At 42.4% G+C, this 22,759-nt stretch carries 12 protein-coding genes; 1 reads left to right on the top strand and 11 read right to left on the bottom strand.

Annotation, left to right across the window (positions count from 1 at the left end):
• Positions 1-340: 340 nt before the first annotated feature.
• The gene (locus IQ13_RS19905; protein WP_144888502.1) at positions 341-3,262 is read left to right on the top strand and encodes an FAD-binding and (Fe-S)-binding domain-containing protein; all 2,922 of its coding nucleotides are present in this window, start codon (positions 341-343) and stop codon (positions 3,260-3,262) included.
• 129 nt (positions 3,263-3,391) lie between these two features.
• Here IQ13_RS19905 and IQ13_RS19900 read toward each other — a convergent pair whose 3' ends face one another.
• From IQ13_RS19900 to IQ13_RS19850, 11 genes are all read right to left on the bottom strand, one after another.
• Positions 3,392-5,695, bottom strand: coding sequence for a glycoside hydrolase family 20 protein (locus IQ13_RS19900; protein ID WP_144888501.1), 2,304 nt, complete (start codon positions 5,693-5,695; stop codon positions 3,392-3,394).
• 21 nt (positions 5,696-5,716) lie between these two features.
• Positions 5,717-8,314, bottom strand: coding sequence for a family 20 glycosylhydrolase (locus IQ13_RS19895; RefSeq protein WP_199758322.1), 2,598 nt, complete (start codon positions 8,312-8,314; stop codon positions 5,717-5,719).
• A 3-nt stretch (positions 8,315-8,317) separates the two neighbouring features.
• On the bottom strand, positions 8,318-10,696 hold the full coding sequence (locus IQ13_RS19890; RefSeq protein ID WP_144888500.1) for a glycosyl hydrolase family 95 catalytic domain-containing protein: 2,379 nt from the start codon (positions 10,694-10,696) through the stop codon (positions 8,318-8,320).
• Between the two features lie 284 nt (positions 10,697-10,980).
• Positions 10,981-12,195, bottom strand: a complete 1,215-nt coding sequence (locus IQ13_RS19885; protein ID WP_144888499.1) for an AGE family epimerase/isomerase — start codon at positions 12,193-12,195, stop codon at positions 10,981-10,983.
• A 153-nt stretch (positions 12,196-12,348) separates the two neighbouring features.
• Positions 12,349-12,939, bottom strand: coding sequence for a hypothetical protein (locus IQ13_RS19880; protein WP_144888498.1), 591 nt, complete (start codon positions 12,937-12,939; stop codon positions 12,349-12,351).
• A gap of 209 nt (positions 12,940-13,148) precedes the next feature.
• Entirely contained in the window at positions 13,149-14,309 is a 1,161-nt protein-coding gene (locus IQ13_RS19875; protein ID WP_144888497.1) for a sialidase family protein, read from the bottom strand.
• Between the two features lie 27 nt (positions 14,310-14,336).
• Positions 14,337-15,569, bottom strand: a complete 1,233-nt coding sequence (locus IQ13_RS19870) for an MFS transporter (RefSeq protein ID WP_144888496.1) — start codon at positions 15,567-15,569, stop codon at positions 14,337-14,339.
• Positions 15,566-16,675 (bottom strand): Kelch repeat-containing protein, encoded by a 1,110-nt coding sequence (locus IQ13_RS19865; RefSeq protein ID WP_445352035.1) that lies wholly within the window; start codon positions 16,673-16,675, stop codon positions 15,566-15,568. The genes IQ13_RS19870 and IQ13_RS19865 overlap by 4 nt, the downstream gene beginning before the upstream one ends.
• Positions 16,676-16,720: 45 nt before the next feature.
• Complete coding sequence (locus IQ13_RS19860) at positions 16,721-17,662, bottom strand: dihydrodipicolinate synthase family protein (protein ID WP_144888494.1); 942 nt, start codon at positions 17,660-17,662, stop codon at positions 16,721-16,723.
• 97 nt (positions 17,663-17,759) lie between these two features.
• A complete protein-coding gene (locus IQ13_RS19855; protein WP_144888493.1) occupies positions 17,760-19,352 on the bottom strand; it encodes a RagB/SusD family nutrient uptake outer membrane protein in 1,593 nt (530 codons plus the stop codon).
• Between the two features lie 21 nt (positions 19,353-19,373).
• On the bottom strand, positions 19,374-22,649 hold the full coding sequence (locus tag IQ13_RS19850) for a SusC/RagA family TonB-linked outer membrane protein (protein WP_144888492.1): 3,276 nt from the start codon (positions 22,647-22,649) through the stop codon (positions 19,374-19,376).
• Positions 22,650-22,759: the final 110 nt, after the last annotated feature.

Here is a 22,759-nt window from a genome sequence, read left to right as displayed (position 1 = left end):
TCAAAAGGGTTGGGTAGAAAATGAGGTGTTAACGGAAGTTTAACAAATGAGGCAAAGTCGGATTGTTACGTTGCTATTAAAAAGCCCAACAGATTCCTCCTTCGTCGGAAAGACAGCTTTGCTGAGTTTAGTACAAGTGTTCAGCAATTGCACGCTGTTCAACTTTGTTGTCATTCTGAGGAACAGTTTGTCCCGCTTTGCCAGAAAGAATCTGCCTGCCAATAAATGATTTACTATCAGCTTATTGTCACCGCAATCGTTCCCATACTTCCCCTTCCACAACTAACAGCTGCAAGTTTCAAACAGTGTAAATTTGAGCCGCCCAACTGCAGCAGCAAACATGAACGAACGATTACAACAACTGGCACAGCAACTCGAAGGAGAATTTTATTTTGATACCACCATGCGTACCCTCTATGCCACCGATGCGTCGGCATACCGTGAGTTACCATTGGCGGTGGCTATTCCCAAAACCAAAGACGATCTCAAAAAGCTTATCGCTTTTGCCCATAACAACAAGACTTCGTTGATTCCCCGTACCGCCGGCACCTCGCTTGCCGGACAGGTGGTGGGCAACGGCATTATCGTGGATGTATCGAAATACTTCACCAACATTCTTGAACTGAACAAAGAAGAAAAATGGGTGCGTGTACAACCGGGTGTGATCCGTGATGAATTGAACATGTTTCTGAAACCACATGGATTGTTCTTTGGTCCGGAAACATCAACGGCCAACCGTGCCATGATCGGTGGTATGGTGGGCAATAATTCCTGCGGCAGTAATTCTGTTTTGTACCGCAGCACACGTGAGCATTTGCTGGAAGTAGATTGTTTGCTGAGCGATGGAACAGAGACAACATTCAAAGCATTGAACATTGATGAGTTTCATAGTAAGTGCGAAGGCGAAGGACTGGAAGCAAATATCTACCGTTCGGTTAGAAGCATGCTGAGCAATTACGACAACCAGGTAGAGATACGCAAAGAGTTTCCGAAGAAAACAGTGGAGCGCCGCAACACCGGTTATGCCATTGATCTGTTGTTGGAAACTGCGCCATTCACCGCCGGTGAAACAGATTTTAATTTTTGTAAACTCATTGCCGGTTCAGAAGGTACGCTGGCCTTGATTACTGAAATAAAACTGAACGTGATTCCTCTGCCACCCAAAGAAGTGGGTTTGCTTTGCGTTCACTTCAACAGTATTGATGAATCATTAAAAGCAAACCTGATTGGTTTAAAATACAATCCCGGTGCAAGTGAATTGATCGATCATTATATATTGGAATGCACCAAAGAAAACAAAGAGCAGATCAAGAACCGTTTCTTTGTGCAGGGTGACCCCGGTGCTATCCTGGTAATTGAATTTGCGAGGGAGACAAGAGAAGAAATTGTGGCGATCTGTAAAGAAGTGGAAGCCGACATGCGTGCAGCAGGTTTGGGTTATCACTTCCCGCTCCTGTTTGGTGAAGACACAAAAAAGATCTGGACGCTTCGCAAAGCCGGACTCGGTTTGCTGAGTAATTTACCCGGCGATGAAAAAGCGGTGCCGGTGATTGAAGACACAGCAGTTGATGTAAATGACTTGCCGGATTTCATTCGTGATTTTAATGTGATCCTGAAGCAACACAATCTGTATTCGGTGCATTATGCGCATGCTGGTTCGGGTGAAATTCATTTACGTCCCATCATCAATTTAAAAACAGAAGAAGGGAACCGTCTCTTCCGTGTCATTGCAGAAGAGATTGCAACGTTGGTGAAAAAATACAAAGGTTCGTTGAGTGGAGAACATGGCGATGGTCGTTTGCGTGGTGAGTTCATTAAGCAAATGGTAGGTGAAAAGAATTACCAATTGCTGAAAGAAGTAAAGAAAACATGGGATCCTGCAAATATTTTCAACCCCAACAAAATTGTGGACACACCGCCGATGGATACCATGCTGCGGTATGTGCCCGGCCAGCAAACACCGGCGTTTAAAACGGTGTTTCGTTTTTACAACCAGGATATCCTGCAACATGCAGAGCAATGCAACGGCAGTGGCGATTGTCGTAAGACACATTTATCCGGTGGAACAATGTGTCCGTCGTTCATGGCGACACGTAACGAAAAAGAAACCACGAGGGCAAGAGCCAATATTCTCCGTGAGTTTTTAACCAACTCCACCAAAGCCAACCGTTTCGATCATAAAGAAATTTATGAAGTGATGGATTTGTGTTTGAGTTGCAAGGGTTGTAAATCCGAATGTCCGAGTAATGTGGATATGGCCAAACTCAAAGCTGAGTTTATGCAGCATTACTACGATGCGAATGGTGTACCCTTCCGTTCAAAGCTGATTGCCAACTTTACCAACTCATCGAAGCTGGGTGCTATTGCACCATCGTTGTACAATTTTGTAATGACGAATAGTGCCATCAGTTCGTTGGTGAAAAAAGCATCGGGCTTTGCAACAAAGCGCTCCATGCCGACGATGTATAGTACTACGTTGGAAAAATGGTTTAGGAAGGAAAATCCAAATTCCAAAAACCAAATTCCAAATTCCAAAAGAGTTTATCTCTTCTGCGATGAGTTCACCAATTACAACGATACACAGATCGGTATCAAAGCTGTTGAGTTACTCAACAAGCTGGGTTACGAAGTGATCATCCCAGAACATATTGAAAGTGGCCGTTCCTGGTTATCGAAAGGATTGATACGGAAAGGCAAAGAAATTGCGAATAAGAATATTGAATTGCTGCATCCTGTTGTTACTGCCGATACACCATTGATCGGTATTGAGCCTTCAGCTATCCTCTCCTTCCGTGATGAGTATGTTGACCTGGCAACCGATGAGAACTTTGACAAAGCCAAACAACTTGCTGCCAATACATTCATGATCGATGAGTTTATTGCACGTGAAATCGACAAAGGCAACATCAGCAAAGAGCAATTCACTTCTGCTGAAAGGAAAATAAAACTGCATGGCCATTGCCAGCAAAAAGCATTGGTAGGCACTGCAGCCACTGTGAAAGTATTATCGTTCCCAGAAAATTATAAAGTAGAAACCATTCCTTCGGGTTGTTGCGGCATGGCCGGTTCATTCGGTTATGAAGAAGAACACTATGAACTCTCGATGAAGATCGGCGAAATGGTGTTGTTCCCTGCTGTGCGTAATGCAGCGGATGATGTAATTATTGCAGCACCCGGTACAAGCTGCCGCCACCAGGTAAAAGATGGTACAGGCAAAAAAGCTTTGCATCCGGTGGAAGTGTTGTGGGAAGCGTTGAAATAATTTTTTAGCCACGAAGACGCAAAGACTCGAAGCAGCACAAAGAATAAAAAATGCCACGAAGAAACACTGAATCATTGGCTTCCTGTTTCTTCGTGGCTTCGTGTCTTTGTGGTTCAATAAAAAATCACTTTATTCTACTTCCAACTCATCTGCAAACGTCCATGCAGGTTTTCCTTCTCCGGGATGACCTTTCGGACAAGCTTCTAACGTAAACGCAGTAACACGCACATAACGGGCATTGATAGCTGCAAACGTTGTTTTAAAATCTTTGATGGTGAGCGCAAGTGTATTCACCGGCACATCGTTCTGCACGGTTGCCACTTCGGTAAATATTTTTCCATCAAGTGATACTTCAAACTTCACCTCTGTTGGTAAAAAGATCCAGTCACGGTAATGTTGCAAGCATCCAAGTGAAATACGGCTGATATTTTTTTCTGTACCCAGATCAACCGTTGCAACAAGATTATTTTTATTGAAGCCATGCCAGAATTTATTGACTGCTGATTTTCCACGCACACCATCTGTTAACGAATTCATACCATCGGCCATGTACGAACGTGATGGAGCAAACGCATACTGCACATTGGCACCAACTGCTTTGTGCATCACAAAACGTTGTTCAACAGGTTGCAGGTTCATGATCTTTCCGTTCTGCACAGTGACAGCACGAATCGTTTGTGTACTTTCAACAGCAATGGGTTGTTTGTACACCGCACTTGATACAGTTGGCACCGATCCATCAGTTGTATAAAGAATAGAGGCCGTGGGTACCTCAGAAAACAACGCCACTTCCAGTTTGCCATTTTTGGAAGCAGGTTTTATGTCAACTGTAAAATTGCCCGGTGAATAATGCAACCCTTTTGCATCAAAGGCTTTAAAATGAAACTGTAAACGTCTGCTGAAATCATTCCAGTTTTTTGTTGCTGCAGGCGACCAAACCGTTTCCGCCAACGCCAGCATACGTGGCAACACCATGTATTCGAGATGTTCTGCAGTGGAAATATATTCTGTCCACACATTGCCTTGTGCACCCAATACATACTTTTGTTGTTCTGCACTCAACTCTTTTGGTATCGGTTCATAATCGTACACTTTCTTTACGGTATTAAATCCACCAATGGCCAACGGCTCACCTTCGGGCCCTGCCTGGTAATGATCGAAGTAACAAGGCGAACCCGGTGTCATCACCACATCATGATGCATCTTTGCCGCTTCAATACCACCAGCTTCACCACGCCAGCTCATCACAGTTGCTTCAGGCGCCAATCCGCCTTCGAGTATTTCATCCCAGCCAATCATTTTCCGTTTTTTGCTGACGATGAATTTCTCCATGCGTTTGATAAAATAACTCTGCAGTTCTTCTTCGTTCTTCAATCCTTCTTTTTTCATACGAGCCTGGCAACGCTCACATTTTTTCCATGGACCTTTATCCACTTCATCGCCACCAATATGAATATAGGTTGAAGGAAAGAGTGCAATCACTTCTGTTAACACATCCTGCAAAAAAGAAAACACTTCTTCGTTACCTGCGCAATAGTTTGAGGACATGTTATTGTAATTACCACCCGTTAACGGCAGCTGCGGCAGTTGCGTACAACTCAACTGCGGATACGCTGCAATAGCTGATGCTACATGCCCGGGCATTTCAATTTCAGGCACCACTGTTACATTTCTTGTCTTCGCATACGCAATAATTTCCTTTACCTGTTCCTGCGTGTAATAGCCACCGTAAGTAGCAGCTTCACCTTGTTTTGCCTGCGGACGACTGCCCCACACTTTATCAATCTGATCAACACGCCAAGCACCTGTTGAAGTAAGCTTGGGATATTTTTTGATTTCAATACGCCAGCCCTGGTCATCTACCAAATGCCAGTGAAAAGTATTCATCTTGTACATTGCCATCAGGTTGATGTATTGTTTCACAACATCTGCTGAAAAGAAATGACGGCTCACATCAAGATGCATACCTCTCCATTTGAAACGTGGTTCATCATTGATCTGCATACAAGGCACCTGCAACGCTGCATTGGTACGCACCTGTGGTAATGTTTGCAGCACAGATTGAATGCCGTAAAAAATACCGGCATAGCTGCTGGCTTTGATCTGAATCAGTGAAGGCGTAACCGTTAAGCTGTATGCTTCGGGCTTGAATGCAGTTTGTGCAGCAAGAATAAACTCCACTTTTTTTGCCGCCGGTTTGTTCTGCTGCAATGCAATGCCGGAAATATCTTTTACGGCATTGAGAAAAAAATCAACGGCCGGTTTTAATGCAGCCTGCGAAGCATTAAACTGTACAGTTGTATTTTTATCGATACTAAAATTTCCTTCGTTCAGTTTTAACTCAACCGGTTGCGGAATAATAGAAACCTGTTGCGCAAACAGAGTTAACGGACAAGCAAGCAACAACAGGAACTTTACAAATTTTAAGGACATAATCAATACGTGTTTATTTATTTAAAATTGAACAGGTGCAAACGTAAACATCCACTTCACCGGGTTTTGCCAATCCTTTCCTTTAAAGCTGCCAACCGGCGCTTTGATCAAGACAGTGTTCCAACCTTTCTTTAATGGAATATTTGTTGGCATACGGTATTCATAACCTTCATCGGCCAATGGCAATTCGCTGTTTCCTTTTTGTCCTGCATGTTTCCATTGCGGCGCAGGAATCAATTGTCCATTTACCCACACTGCACTTTGTTTAGCATCCCATGCATTTGCAGGTGGTGCATCAGTTGCAGGTGAGCGGGATAAATTATTAAAGCCGATCCAGAACTGTTTTGTTTCATCTTCATCGCTCCAGATTTTTGTTACAGCATACCAGGTAGTACTGTCTTCTGCATTCGGTATTGCAGCTTTAATTAACGGCGCCCACCAATGACGCAACACAACTGTTGCACCAACCTGTTCTATTGCTTGCTTTGTTTTATCTGCATCAAAACCCTTTTGTTCCGGTGTAAATTGTTTGGACAGATCGCCTTTGTTATCAAATGGACCGAATAATTTCCAAACAAGATTTGATTGCTGCGTATAAGGAAATGAAAGCGAAGAGTAGTATTGTTGTTTTTGATCGAGCAAACGTTTTTCAAACGCTGCAAATGCATTTGCCCTTGCTGTATTCGGCTCGCCGATGTTTGCTACCCAACCATCAACACCACCACCCTGCCAGCTGCGTTCTGCAAAAGCAAGTATAGAAGGATATACAGGATTCATGTTGAGCACATCTTCTTCTTTGCCAACAGCTCTGTCGTGCCACATACAGATGGTGCCGCCGAGTGTTGTTGCATCACCTTTTTCTTTGTCAGCAATCTTTCGGTTGAAGATCGTCGTCACTGCTTCCAGCGGATCCATATGATTCAGGTACAAATGCCGGGAATCGATGAACTGAATTTGATTGTTTGATGTGTGATGTGCATTGTCATCCATCCAAAGTTGACGAATGGTGCTATTGCTGAAATTACCACCGGGTTGCCAGCCGATCACTTTCTTGCCCATACTTTCAATGAATGCTGTTACTTCAGGAACAAAGTTTTTGTTGGTGATCTTTACTTCGTCTGCACCAATATGGATGTACGGCACATCGTAGGTTGTACAAAATTCTTTGAGAATATTTTTTACAATCGCCAACCTGCTGTCACTCTGCATATCGGTTTTCATGGCACGTTTAAACGCTGCACTATGGCCGGGCATATCAATTTCAGGAATGAACGTAATATGCCGTTCTTTACAATAGTTGATCAACTCTTTGATCTCTGCTTCACTGTAATACATGCCTTTGTTCCGCAGCATGTGTTCGGGTGCTGTAAGTTGCGGATAATGTTTACTGGCGATGCGCCACGCAATATCCTCTGTTGCATGAAAATGAAAAATGTTGAGTTTGTTCGCCGCCATCACATCGATCTGCTGTTTCAGCAACGGCATCGACATATAATTCCGTCCTACATCAATCATATAGCCACGCCAGCTGAACGCAGGCCAATCGGTAATACTCACCGCATCCATCGTTGTTTCGCTGCGCAGCAATTGTTTGAGTGTTTGCATACCATTAAAAATACCGTGTGCTGTGTTGGCAACCAATTTTACGCTTGAAGTACTTACATCCAGCTGATACGCTTCGCTTTCATGTTGTGTTGCTTTTACGTTTCCAAGACTTAACTCAATAAACAATTCATTGGCTGCTGCTTTATCAGTCAACTTCATTTCCCAACCCATCGATTGAAGGTATTGCTGCAGTTGCGTTGCTTCCTTCAGCAGACTTTTATCTTTCAGTATAATCGTCTTGCAATTGTACAAAGCAAAAGCACCTGCCTTCCATTGTACTTGTTGTGGCTGCGGAATCAGTGAAGCCTTTGGTTGCAGATCGTACACATACGGATAGAGGATGTGCTTCCACAATAGATAGGCATTACCCATTAAATGCAACCCATCGTTGCTTAATTCCGGTTTCAGTTTTCCGTTTTCATTGCTGAACGGCGTATGCAGATCAACATACTGGTAATGATGAGCTGCAGCATTTGCCTTTAACTGCTCATTTACTTGCTGAATGAGTATTGTATTTTTTGTGTGGCCGCCAAACTTTCCATACAGTTCATTCACCGGTAAAATACTCTGCACATACAATTTTGTTTTGGGCGATTGCTGCTTTACATAATCAGCGATGAGCAACATATTCTTCAGTACACTATCCGCACTGATGTTTCTTGCAAGGTCATTGGTACCAATCAGCAAAAATATTTTTGCGGGTTTTCGGTTTATTACTGCATCCAAACGGTGCAGCATACCTGCTGTAATATCGCCACTGATGCCGTGGTTCTTCATCCGCACATCATTGAAGAGTTGCGCCCACTCCGAGCCATCGGTAATACTATTGCCCAGAAAAATAATTTCACCCTGAGCTTGTCGAAGGGTTGTTTGCGGCATCGACTCAAACAACGTCACCCGCTGATGATAGTAAGTGGAGAACAGACTATCATGCAACAGCGGCAATTTCACCTGTGCCTGTAACTGCAGCTGTGCTAAAAGAATAAATGCAATCAGCAAACGCTTCCTCTTCATAAGTTACTTAAAATCGTTCAAGGCAAACCTGTAGGTTTTACCTTTCACTGTTTTCAATCGAATGGTTTTTCCTTTGTATAATAGTGCAACTTTATTCCCTGCTTTTGATAACAACGAACAGGAAACAAGTTGTCCGTCCTTCCATTCAATGTTCACATCAAACCCATTTCTTGCACACAACCCCTTTACATTTCCTGTATACCAGGCAGCAGGCAATGCAGGGAGCAACTCTATTTCTTCATCATTGCTTTGCAACAACATTTCGGCAAGACCTGCTGTTGCACCAAAGTTGCCATCAATCTGAAAAGGCGGATGTGCACAGAACAAATTAGAATAAGTACCTCCACCGCCACTCATCTTTATTTCATCGCCACCTGCAACAGGCTTTACCAATTGTTTAAATAACCGCAATGCATGTTCACCATCGTGCAGCCGTGCCCAGAAATTTATTTTCCATGCCATACTCCAGCCTGTACCGGCATCACCACGCTGCAACAATGTTTGCTTTACTGCTTCTGCAAGCGCAGGTGTTTTACGTATTGAGATTTCATCGTACGGATGTAATCCATACAAGTGCGACACATGCCTGTGTGTTGGCTCTGCATCGTCCCAATCGTTTAACCACTCATTTAAATCGCCCTTTGCTCCAATCTGATTCGGTGCTAATTGTTTTACTGTTGACATTAATTCGCTCCGCCATTCTACATCTGTTTGTAACACAGTTGATGCGTTGATACAGGCATTAAACAACTCTCTGCTGATCTGCATATCCATTGTTGGCCCCATAACAGTATTGCCAATAAAACCATTCGGCATTTTATACGCATGCTCGGGTGAATTGGATGGTGCTGTTACCAGCCAGCCGTGCGTTGGTTCTTTTATTAAGATGGATTGTAAGAATTGTGCAGCTCCTTTTAGAACCGGATAATATTTTCGTAAGAACGCTGTGTCTTTTGTAAAACGGTAGTGCTCCCAAATATGTTCGCATAACCATGCACCACCTGTTAATGTTGAACCCCAACTTGCACCTTCGCCGGGTGATGTAAAGAACCAGGGATTACTAATAACATGAGCTACCCAACCATTTGCATTGTAATAAGCCTTCGCTGTTTTTTTTCCATTGCTCACTAAGGAAGAAGTGAAACGATGCATCGGCTCGGCAAGTGCACCTAAGTTGGTTAACTCTGCCGGCCAGTAATTCATTTGAACATTTATGTTGAGATGGTAATCGCCGTTCCATGGTGTTTGGTATTCTACTGCCCACAAGCCTTGCAGATTAGCCGGCAATAAACCCGGACGTGAAGAAGAGATAAGTAAATATCGGCCAAAGTTGAAATACAACACAGGCAACTGCAAATCTTCGTCGCCGTTATTGTAATTGATGAGACGCTGATTAGTTGTAAACCCTGTGCCGGGTTTACTATCGGGCATGTTCCAACGGCAACGGTTAAATAGTTTCTGATAAGCTACTGTACTTTTTTGCTGTGCTACAGCAAAGGAAGTCTGTTTTGTTTTTTCGATGTACTGAAATGCCTTTTCAATAATATCATTTGCAGAAAGATTACCGGTTGCATACTCATAATTCGTAACCGATGAAATTTTGACCCAGCATTCAGTTGCATTTTCAATCACCAGTTCATTTCCTTCCTGCCGGATGGTTCCATCTTTCACTGTTGGTTGGGCAATAGTCACAAACTGCATCCCTTTATCGGCGCCCGATGGAAGTTGTCCCATCATCGCAATGGTATTCTTCTTGGTTTTGATTTGCGCATTCTCTTTTCTGTACAAGGCCAACACAACATTGATGCTGCCCTTCTTTGTGGTTGACAAACGCACCCATGTAATATCATGTACAAAATCGGTAAACAGTTCTTCTGTAAACGTTGCAGCATTGCGGGTGAATGTGGTCGTAGCAGTTGCCTTCTCCAGATCAAGCACACGACTGTAATTGCTTACAGCTGCATTACTGTCTTTCCAGCTGATGAACAGATCGCCCATGGTTTGATAGGCACCATACTTATCATTTGCTCCTCTGCCATGCCCCGAACCTTTTCCTTTTGCAATAAAATTTTTCTGCAACAACTCTTGTGCAGCTTTATTATTACCTGCGAGCAAATACTCCTGGATGGGTTTTAAGAACTGGTAGGCATTTTCATTATCTGCATCCTGCGGTCCACCACTCCACAACGAAATCTCGTTGAGTGCGATACGCTCTTTCTTTGTATCACCAAACATCATGGCACCTAAACGACCATTCCCCAATGGTAAACTTTGCGTAAAATGTGTGGCAGGAGCATCAAAACGGACAGTAACATCGTTGCGTTGGGCAAACAAAATATGCGCCCACAACAATAAGGAAACGGTAAGCAATTTTTTTTTCACTCGATTTTCAATTTAAATGTTGATGCAGGCAGTTGTTCACCATTCACTAAATTTTCTTTGTTGAATGGCTGCCAGCCATAATAAATATAAGCAGGCTTTTGCTTCGATTTCACTAACAGCTGTTTATTTGAACTTTCCGGGAACGTTTCATCTAAAAAATGTTGCCATCGACAACTGTTCGATGGCAACGATGGGAAATAAAAAAAGTAACTGAATGACAATCTTTTCATTGGTGAGAACAATTAAAGATTGCTTTGATAAAATTATTGATTACACCTGGTTGGTTACTGCTCAAACGTGTGCGCAAGATTCGTTGAAGATGACAGATACTCATTTAATAATTGCATACAATACCATTCCTGTCTGGGCAAATGAAACGGACCTTTGAATAAATTTCCTTTGGCTGTTTGAGCAATGCTGCCATCACGATGCAGGTAACCAAACCATTCGCCGTGTTCTTTATCGTGAAAATGGCTGTATGCATAATCATGCACCAACTTGTGCCATTGTGCATATTTCTCATTGCCTGTCATCGTATAAGCAAGCAGTGTGGCAATGATCACTTCGTTGTGTGGCCACCAGAATTTCATATCCTGCCAGTATTCCTGCACCGGTTTGTTGTACACATCACGGAAATACAAAATACCGCCGTGCTCTTTATCCCATCCACGCTCCCACATATAGTCGAGCATTTTGCAACCGAGTGTAATCAACTGCGGATCGTTGTTGCGATGTTTTGCTTCATGCAGAATAAACCATGCACCTTCAATGGCATGACCGGGATTGAGTGTACGTCCATCAATATGATCAATGATGCTGCCATCGGGCGCCACCTGTTCCATCACACATTTGATATCGTCTTTTACGAAGTAGGTTTCAATTTCATTAATCCATTTGCTGATCCATTCATCGCAACGCTCATCTCCAATTAATTCCCGTAACTGCTGCGCCGTATTGGTCATAATCATGGGTACACCAATACCACGTGTGGGTCTTGTACCGGTAAATTTTGGCTGCAGTTTCTTTTCACCACTTGCATAAGCAATACATTCCCCAAACACTTTTCTGGCGTTCGCTGCTGCTTCTTCACTCCCACTTGCCTTTGCATAAGCCGCAGCAGCAATTACATAAAATGTTTCGGAGAAATAATATCGGCGTTTACGAATGGGCTCGCCGCTGCGTGCTACATGAAAGAACATCTGTCCGTCAGTATCGAAGCAATGCTTGTTTAAAAACTCATAGCCAAGTCTGGCACCATCCAACCATTCTTGTTTTTGTTCAACAGTGTTATACAAAGTTGATAAGAGCCAGGTTGCTCTTCCTTGTATCCACACCGCTTTATCATCATCAATGAGTGCACCATCAGCATCACGCATCAATAAAAAACCACCATGTTCTGTATCGAAGGAACGGGGAAACCAGAATGGAACCGTATCGTTCAGTAACTGGTTGCTGTAAAATTGTTGCAGTTCTTTTAATTCCTGTATTGTATAACTCATTTGAGAGTTGTTTTAAATTCTTAAAATGGTAACATTTTTTAATTTTCCGTGCGCACTCGTAAACTATTATTCATTTCTTTCAACAATTACCGAGTGGTTCGTGAAGACACGAACCAAGGCTTAGATTTTATATTTTTTTCATGTTTGTTTAAATTAATCTTTGATTAAATGAATTTGAAAACCGATAGAAACATAGAATCCCTTTTTTATGTGTTTGTAGGCGTTCTGAGTTTCATCCTTGATATTCTTTTGGTATAAATAGCCAAGTAGAAACTCAAGTCCTACACTATTGTTAAAGAATAATTCTGTGCCTGTCATAATAGAAGCATTTTGAGTTGTGCCCTTTCCAAAGTTTGCCAATGAACCAAACTGATAGCTACCATCAACTAGAATATTAAATGGCTTTTCCTTATTAAGAAAATAGTAACGGGCAAAAGGCCCAACGTAAATCTTGGTAACTTCTGTAAGTACCGATGCAGAATTTGCTCCATGACTTTTTATTGAATTGATACCTGGTCTAATACCTACTGCAAATTTGTCAAAAAGGAAATAACCAACATTCCCAGTAATGTTTATTTCTGTTAACTTTCCTGAGACAGGCATATTTGTTACAGTATTGACGCTTTGTTCGTTATAAGTGTAAAAACTACCTGCTCCACCAACAAGCCAATAATTTCTATCTAACTGGCACTTTGCAGAAATAGAAAAAACTGTAAGAAATGATAATAGCATTAGATGCTTCATAGTGTTTGTTTTTAAAAGATTTAATTTAGAATTGCTTTATTAAGGAATTTGAAAGCCAGCCTGAATAATAGTCTATTTAATTAACTTACTGGATACACTTGCTTAGTCATGCCTTGGAATCATTGTCATTACGAAGATTAACGTGGCTATAAGAGCAATTAAATCGTTTGTTGTGTAAGTCATTTTACTTTAGTATTTCAATAACAGTATCAGTTCCACTTTACAATCGTGAAAATGATCTTTGCATAATTATCTTTTTCGTAGAGGATGCCGATCTTCTTTTTAGAAATGCGAACGATATCGGAGTACGCTGCATTATCTCTTTTTCCTGTTGAATCAATGACGATACTTTTCTTCCAGGTAAATCCATCATTGTAGCTGATGCGGAGTGTAAGATTATCCCTGCTTTTTGTATCGGCTGCATTGCAGAACGCAACAATCTGTTTGCCTTTCTTTTTACCAACCGTTAAAATACTTCCCTGGCAAACAGGATCGGGTAAGTTGTTATCGAAATAAACACTATCCCATTTCGCTCCACCATCGTTGCTGATGGCAATTAATCTTGCACGCACATCGCCTTTCTGGTTGCGGATATTCATCATTAAACGATTGCCGGAAATCTCTGTCGCCATTGCTTCGTTACCACCCACACGATCAACGGTTTCACTCAGCTGAAATGTTTTACCATGATCATCTGTATAAAAACCATGTGCTTTGTAATCTTCTGCCTGCTTTAACGGTTCGCCTGCAGAATGATTGGCTGCTACAAAAATCCGCCCTTTGTATACACCTGTACTGAACTGCATCGCATGACCGGGCGTGTTGGCATAACTTCGCCAGTCTTCGTTAAAATTATAAGCAGCATTTGTTGCAGGTTGTTTCGGGCGATGCACTTGTGTGGTGATGTTCACTGCTTCGCTCCAAGTAACACCGCCATCGGTTGATGTTTTGTACCACACTTCACGCAAACCTTTTCCTTTACGTACTTCGCCTTCGTGATTATTACCAGTATTATAAAACAAAAACACTCTTCCTTTCGGGTACATAGGATCTGTTAAGTCAACAACAGGCGCAGGGTTGCCTGCCTGCAGTTGATCATAATCCACAACAGTCTGTATGGCGGTCCAAGTTTTGCCATGATCCGTACTTCGTTTGAGTACAATATTGATATCGCCGAAATCGCCTGCATTGTTTACACGACCTTCGGCAAATGCAAGCAGCGTTCCGTCTTTTAAATTTACAATGGCAGGAATACGGTAACTCTTATGTCCTTCTTTCCCCGATTCAAATACAGTAACCGGTGTAGTTTGTGCCAACAGCGCTGATGCTGTTATCAATAAAACAAAAGCACTCAAATAAAATCTTTTCATGTTCGATTATATAAAACTGATAAATGATTATTCTTCTGTTACAGTCGTTGCTTTGGGTTTCAACAACCACAACTGTATAATTAAGGCAACGGCTACAATACCGCCAAGCATGGCAAAATCTTTTTCCAGGTTTCCTGCATCGGTTGATTTACCTAACCAATCGGTAATGAATGCACCGGCAAACACACCTGTCATATTCATCAATCCATATGCTGTTGCACGATACTTCGATGAAACAAACTGGCAGAGGATGGGCATGTTGTTCGCATCGAACATACCAAAGCCGAAACCAAAACAAAACGCTGCTGCCACTACATGAAACACGGTATCGCCCAAACCAATAAACAATAAGGATGGAATGGTTAATGCCAAACCAATAGCGCTGGTGTAAATCCTTCCACGGATATTTTTCTGCACCCAACGATCGGATAAGATACCACCGAAGATGACACCGATGAAAGAAGATGCGGCGATGGTGATGGTGGATAACGGACCTGCTTTCGACATATCGATATGCAAACTATCGGCAAACAATGTCGGCAGCCAGTTCTTTACTGCCCAACCGGGCAAACTGGGTACAGCAAAATAGAATAAGATGATCCAAAAAAATATGTTACTGAAAAGCAAGGCCAACCCTTTTGTAAGGGATGGTTTTGCTGTTGATTGATTTGGCGTTTCGATTGCTTGTACTTTTTTCTCCCGCAGGAAAAGCATTAATACAACGGCATAACCAATACCGATTAAACCGAATGTATGAAAGGCTGTTTTCCACGAGAAGGCTGATGCAATGGTTGCACCAAAGCCACCCAATGCCTGGCCCATGTACAAGCCCGTCATATGAATGCCAATAGCGAGTGATCTTGTTTTATCGTCGTGATAATCGGCAATGAGAGAGAGCCCTGCCGGGATGTACAGCGCTTCACTAACACCCATGATTGCACGAAGCCAGTACAATTGTGTAAAGTTTTGTGCATACCCCATCGCTAAGGTAACTGCACTCCACACAAACAAACTTCCAACGATGAGCCATTTACGGTTTACTCTGTCGGCAATCATCCCTGCCAACGGACTCATGATGCCATAGATCCATAAGAAGATCGCCATCAGTCTGCCGAAGTTGGCAGCTGTTTGCAACTCAGCAATATCAATCATCATTGATGGCTTCATGGTGCTGAGCATTTGCCTGTCCATGTAATTGAGTAATGCTACTACCCAAAGCAAACCAACAACGATCCAGGGATATGATTTTGAGTTATTCATTTTCTGGTTACTGGTTTAACAGATAGTATAAAAGGCGAACGAACTCCTGCTTTTATTTCTCCACTTGGAATATAAAAACAGTTGTTCCATTTGACAGCGGTTGTCGTAACTGGTGTAGCATAGGGAATACTGTCGATAACATCCCAACTATCATTGATTATATTGTACGCTAAAATTTCTTTGCTAAAGCCCGGATGAGCTGATTGCAAAGCTGTTTTCTCGTCGGTTAATTTCTTTTTTGTTGCTTCATCGGCAGCAGTATTAATGGCTGCAATTAATTCTTCTGTGCGATGAAAGGTTTCGCCTTTATCGCCACCAAACATAAGCAGTTGATTTTTATACACTGCTCCGGTGCCGGCCGATAAAGCATAGGGTACGGTTTTTTTTTCTGTCCACTGTTTGGTTAACAAATCAAATGCAGAAACAGAATTATACAACGTGCTGATGCCATTACTGTTTCGTTTACGCCCGCCAATTACATACAGCGTATGTTCATTGATTAACAAAACGGCATGGGATATCTGCTTTGCTATTGTTGACAGTTGCTTCCATCCTGCCGCCAGATTATTAAGATCGAGTTCAAGCAGCTGATCGCTTACGCCATTCGTTGTTTCACCACCTGCCAGGTAAATGTGTTGCCCGTTAACCGTTATTGATGCATTGGTTACCGCAAAAGGAAGATCGGGCAGATGTTGAATGGAAAATACGGATGCATTGTTTGTAAGCTGTAGCAGAAATGTTTTATTACTCAAACCATTTTCGTTTTCGCCACCGGCTACAACAATTCCTTTTTCAGTTGTGCAGGAAGCAGCATAAGCAATGGTAAACGGAAGTTTTGCTTGCTGCTGCAATACAATACCGTCACCCTTTTTTGCATACACATACAAGGCATCTTCATAGTTTTTTTTACCGCCCAACCATGGCATTGCAGCAGGAAAATTGGCGCCTCCTGCAATAATGAGTTTATGCTTATGTATACCTGTAACAGCGCCGGCAACGCCCAACGCTTTCGTTTTGTTTTCGGCAACAGGAAGCTCAGCAGCAACAGTCCATTGCATAGTCAGCTTCTGTTTTTTTTGTGCAGCTATGTTTGCAGTAAAAAACATGAGGAATAATAACGATAATGATATGTGCAATCGGTTCATTCTTATTTAAACATTCACAGCCGGTTGTAAGCGTGATGAAAATTCTGCAAAACCAATCTGTTCTGTATCTTTTTTAAAGGCTTCAAATTGTTCGGCACTCATATTCTTGACAGGTAAACGAAACTCACCACAATCAATACCCAGTAATTTCATATAAGCTTTACCTGTTGCAATACCGCCGTACTTACCCAACAAGGTAATCATATCGATGGATTGTTGCTGTAATGCATTGGCCGCTTTTAAATCGCCATGATTAAATGCATCTATTAATTGATAGTACAAAGGCGCTGCATAATTAAATGTACTTCCTACCGATGCTTTTGTACCCAATGCCAATGCAGGTAACATATTTTCATCTCTGCCCCACAGCATATCGTATTTACCATTTTGAAAATTCATACACGAAAGAAAGTCCATAAAATCTTCGTGTGTGTATTTGATGCCGGCAAAATTGGGAATGAGGCCATCCACTGCTTTTAATAAATCAATCATTGAAAAACCTACACCCGTAAGCACCGGAATATGGTAATAGTAAAACGGCATATCGGGTACTACCGATGCCACTTCGCTGCAGGCCTTCGCCAGCATATCTACCGATGCCGGTTTAAAATAAAACGGTGCGGTAAACGAAATTGCATCCAAACCAATCTGCTGCGCATGTAAAGCCAGTTCCTTACAATCGGTTAAGCAGGTGCCGCCTAATAAAGGCATCACAATAAAATCTGCATCCTCTTTTGCTACTGCAGCCCATGCTTCTGCTACTGCTTTCTTTTCGTTGAGTGATAACGAAACACCCTCACCTGTTGAACCGCAGATGAATGCGCCTTTTACGCCATTTGCTTTGAGCATTTCGTAATAAGCCGGAATGATTGCAAGGTTGAGCGAACCATCGCTCTGCATAGGTGTAAAAGGTGCGGCAATCAATCCTTCTAATTTCTTTCTGTTCATATGCACAAGTTCTAAAAATTAATAAACATTAAAAAAAATCCGGGAGCAGGACTACTCCCGGCTAAACTAACTGCTGATTATGAAATCGAAACGATGCTTATGTTCCTGGGTAACCGGGATTTTGCTCAATGGTTGGATCCTGGTTCAGTGTTGTACGATCGATAGGCCATAACAGTTTGTACTCCTGTGTAGCTTTGATGAGTACACCTACCAATGGAAGGTCTGTTCTGAATGCCAACGGATCGCCTGTTGCATCCTGCATGCGACGCAAATCGTACCAACGCTTTCCTTCAGCTACAAATTCTTTTCCTCTTTCTTCGAAGATCGCAATTTCGTTGGCTTCGAAACTTCCATTTGTATACACAGGGTACGGATTGCTACCATACGCACGCTGACGAACGGCATTGATCTCAGCAGAAGGATCCTGTCCCTGTTTGTTTTTAATCTCTGCTAAAATCAACAGCGCTTCTGCCCAACGATATACCGGTACATCATCTGCAAAACTTCTGTTGGTACCATCCATAGTGCCTAAGAACTTACGCAGGTTTACAAACTTGTTGGTTGCTGTTGATGTGGGTGTGCGGTAAAAATCGAAGAAGGTTGCTCTTGCACGCAGGTCTGTTGCCGTATCATATTTCGCAAACAGATCGTACTTGTATTCGTAACGGATAATGGTACCACCACCTGCAACTTTCAACGGATCAGCAGCAGAAGCTCCGGCCTGATCAGAAGTTAAAGGCGCACCACCAACAGAAACAAAACTGCTCATCGGATCGGTTTGTGCATAAATGAACTGCCCGTAGTTATTGGTTGCTTCACCCACCTGGAAACGTAAGGCAAAAATCACTTCATTATTTCCTTTGTTTGCATACTTAAATACATCTGCAAAACTGTTGAGTTTAGCCGTACGTGCAATTACATCTTCTACTGCTGTACGTGCAGTTGCAAGATCGGCTGTTGTAGTTGTTGGAGCAGCACCATCAATCTTTACTTTTGCACTCCACAGATATACTTCCGCTTTCAGCATTTGTGTAGCCAATAAACTCCACATGCCTTTGCTGAACTTGGTTGTATAGTTTGCATTGAAGTTGGTTACCGATTTCTCTACATCAGCTTTAATAAAATCCAGTGTTTCCTTTTCTGTTTTCGTACGAGCTAAGTATGCCTGCTCTGCCGATGTTGGTGTATTGGTTAACACTTTGGGCTCGGTTGCCAATGGCACACGACCATAGGTACGATACAAATGGAAATAATAATATGCACGAAGACCGTATGCCTGTCCGAGATAATATTTCTTATCGGCTTCCGGTAAAAAATCAGCTTTCTCTACATTGTAAATAAACAGGTTTACCTGGAAGATAGGGCCATACAAACCTGCCCAGCTCGAAATACCCGGAGCAGATTCACGCAGATCCTGGCGGATAATTGCTGCAGAGTTGAGTGAAGATGTGCCTGTTGCACCGGTTGCATCTTTAAACACACCGCCACGCAGTTCACCAAGGTTGAAAAATGTAAACTGAAAACCTCTCAATTGGTTATGCAAACCAACCATTGCACCATCAACCTGTGCGGCCGTTTTCCAGAAGTTTCCACTGGCATAATAATCTTCCGGTGCCAGTTCTAATTTTTTGCAGGCATTCATCGAAACGATCATTGCCAGCAAGAACAAACCATTTAAAATCTTTTTCATCTTTATAACTATTGAAATGAATTAAAATGTTACCTGTGCACCAAAAATGATAATTCGTGGAAGCGGATAACCACCGAAACCTGCAGCTGAGTTAGCAATACTTCCCGATTCCGGAGAGTACAAGGTTGCTTTACTTAAGTAACCAACATTCTGCATGGTAACAGAGAAGTTAACAGCCTGGCTTTTGATTGCACCGGCCCAACGTTGCGGCAACGCATAGTTGATGTTCACTTCACGCAAAGCGAGGTAATCGCCTTTTTTATAGAACATGCTTGACTCACGCAGCACGTTGTTTTTAAACAACTGATCGGCCCAATAACAAGTAGGGAATTTTGCATTGGTATTGGTTGGCGTCCAAGTATCGTACACATCTTTAATGGTGTTGAATGTACCTTGTGCATTACCCATGAACCATGCACGTGGACCATCGTATGCCACAAAGCCAAACGCATAATCAAATCGTGCACTAACAGATAATCCTTTCCAACGTGCAGCGGCAGAGAAACCACCGGTGAAACGTGGAACGGTACGGCCCATGTACACACGATCACGGAAATCGATTGTATCGTTCTGGTCAACATCTCTCCAACGTACATCACCCAACGCAATGTTGTAATAGCTGGCACGTTGTGCAGGCGTAAGCGCTGCCCATTTGGCTGTGCCCAATAAAATTTTTGCACCATTCAAATCAACACGGTTGCCGTGCGCATCCAGTTCGGCTTGTGTACGGTACAACCCTTCTGCAACGTAAGCATAAGCAACATTAGGGTCTTGTCCTTGCTGTGTACCGGCAACCCAGATGAGTTTCTTTTGTGAAGGATCCCAAACCTGAAAACCTCCTTGCCTGTTATTTTCCAAACCATTGTTTGGAAGCTTTAATACTTTGTTCGCATTATAAGCAAAGTTTGCAGCTACATCAACCTGGAAATCTTTTTTACGAACAATTGCATAATTCAAATCAACTTCCACACCCTGGTTCTGCATGCTACCGTTGTTGGTTGTTAAACTGGTAATACCGGAAGTTGCAGGCAGGTTAAAGCTGGAAATTTTGTTGGAGGTAATACGCTTGTAGTAAGCAATATTGAAATCAATTTTACCTAAGATATTACCTTCAACACCGCCTTCGTAAGTTGATGAACGCTCCCACAACAGATCAGGGAAAGGAGGTGTAGAGAAAAGATAACCGGTAGATGTGTTGTAACGGTTTACACTGTAACCACCTTGCAAACCATACGCACTGATGCCGCTTACGTTACCATTTTGGCCATAGCTTGCACGCAGCTTGAGTGCATTGATCCATCTTACATCAAAGAAATCTTCTTTGTGCAGGTTCCAACCAACAGACACACCCGGGAATGTACCCCAACGGTTGTTGATGAGTTTTGAGTAACCATCACTACGAAGTGTTCCTGTAATTAAATATTTTTCTTTGTAATCGTAGGTTGCTCTTCCAAAGAATGAAAGAATACGCTGACGTTCGTGGTACGAATCAACAGAAGGTTGCGTTGTTGCGTCACGACGAACATATTGCAGATCGAGAAAATCGTCTGACGGCGCCTGCGAACCCGATGCAGAAACACCATACGAATAAATATCATAGTACTCCGAACCGGCCATCAAGTCAAGATCATGATCACCGAAACTTGTATTATAATCAATTACTGCATTATAAGTTTGACTTAAGCTGCGGCCAAACGATGCAGAAGAGGAACGTGTACGGTTGATGTTACCCGGACTTTGCAAATAATCTTTATTGAAGCTTTCGTAAAAACCTTCATCGTAAAACAGGTTAGCACTTGTTTTTAAGTAAAGATTTTTCAGCAGATCAATTTTAAATCCTTGAGAAATGGTAAACTTATCGCTGTTATTGTTACGGATAAATTTTGCATCGTTCACCAACGGGTTACCATCGCCCACATCACGACCAACCAGCAACTCTCCTTTTTCGTTCCAGCCACGCATGGTTGGAGGTGCACCTAATGAACGAGACAGGTAGTTACCTTCTGAGTTGGTAACAGGATCACGCCATTTTGCATTGGCAAAGTTTAAGTTGGAGGTAGAGGTTAACCAGGGACGGATCTTGTATTCGCTGTTCAACACAAATGTGTAACGGCGGTAGAACGTATTAATCGGCAAACCTTTTTCATCGTACATACCAAAGCCTGCATAATATTTTCCTTTATCGTTACCGCCACTCATCGATACATTGTGATCCTGTGTTAAACTGTAATCACGCAATGCATAATCTTTATAATTAAAGTTGCGGAAGATAAGTGTATCGGTTCCGTTAATCGGATCGATCATTGTTTCCCAACCATCGTTGAGTTTATTCCGGTTGGTATTATCGAGTTTCATTGTACTCCAAACACCTAACGAGTTTACATTACCATCAATGACATTACCACTTCCATCGAGGAAACGATTACCTGTACCAAACGGACCCGCAGCAGTTAATTGCGATAAACGTGAAGGATCATAAACACCCGACGTTTTTACGGCATTTCTTGAGTAGTAGAGATAATCTCTTGCATTCAAAAATTCGAAAGGCAGATTCAATCGGTTTACACCCACTTTAGAACCTACTGTAATTTTTGAAGTACCAGCTTTCCCCTTTTTGGTGGTGATGAGAATTACACCATTGTTTGCACGTGCACCATAGATCGCTGTTGCCGATGCATCTTTCAATACTTCAATCGACTCAACATCTTCCTGGTTTACTTCAAAGAAACCTGCACGCACCAAACCATCAACAAGAATTAACGGCGAACCGGTACCATTGTAATTGGTACCACCACGCAGTACAATGTTGGGTACCGCACCCGGGCGACCGGATGTTTGCTGCACACGTAAACCCGGAATTGTTCCTGCCAATGCAGAAGCCGGGTTCGAACGCACACCGGTTTGCAAAACCTTCGGATCAAGTTTACTAACCGAACCGGTAATCTTCGATTTCTTTTGTGTACCATAACCCACCACTACAACTTCATCCATTTTAGAAACAGATGCCTGCAGGGTAATGGTTATACTACCTGCACTTTCAATTTTTACCTCCTGCGTTGTAAAACCTACAGAAGTAAAAACAAGTACATCGCCGATGGCAGCGTCAATCGTAAAACGGCCCTCGGCATCGGTTTGTGTTCCGCTGCTTTTTCCTTTTACCACAACAGATACACCGGCAATAGCTGTGTTATCCTCTTTCGATAACACCTGCCCGGAAATTTTGATGGATTGTGCTCCCGCCATGAAGGTGAGCAGCAGGAAGTTCAGCAGCAATCCCATCTTTAAAAATGCTTTCATACAGCAAGTTTTGTTTTAATTTTGTATTATGTATGACATAATAAAGTTAAAGAAAGTTCTTTCTTTCCAACAAATATTTTTTTAGATTAGATTAAGTAATTAATAATCAA

The sequence above is a fragment of the Lacibacter cauensis genome (assembly GCF_007830055.1).
Taxonomy (GTDB): Bacteria; Bacteroidota; Bacteroidia; order Chitinophagales; family Chitinophagaceae; genus Lacibacter; species Lacibacter cauensis.
The sequence above is the reverse complement of the archived record's forward strand: the minus strand, read 5'-3'. Positions and strand labels throughout refer to the sequence as shown.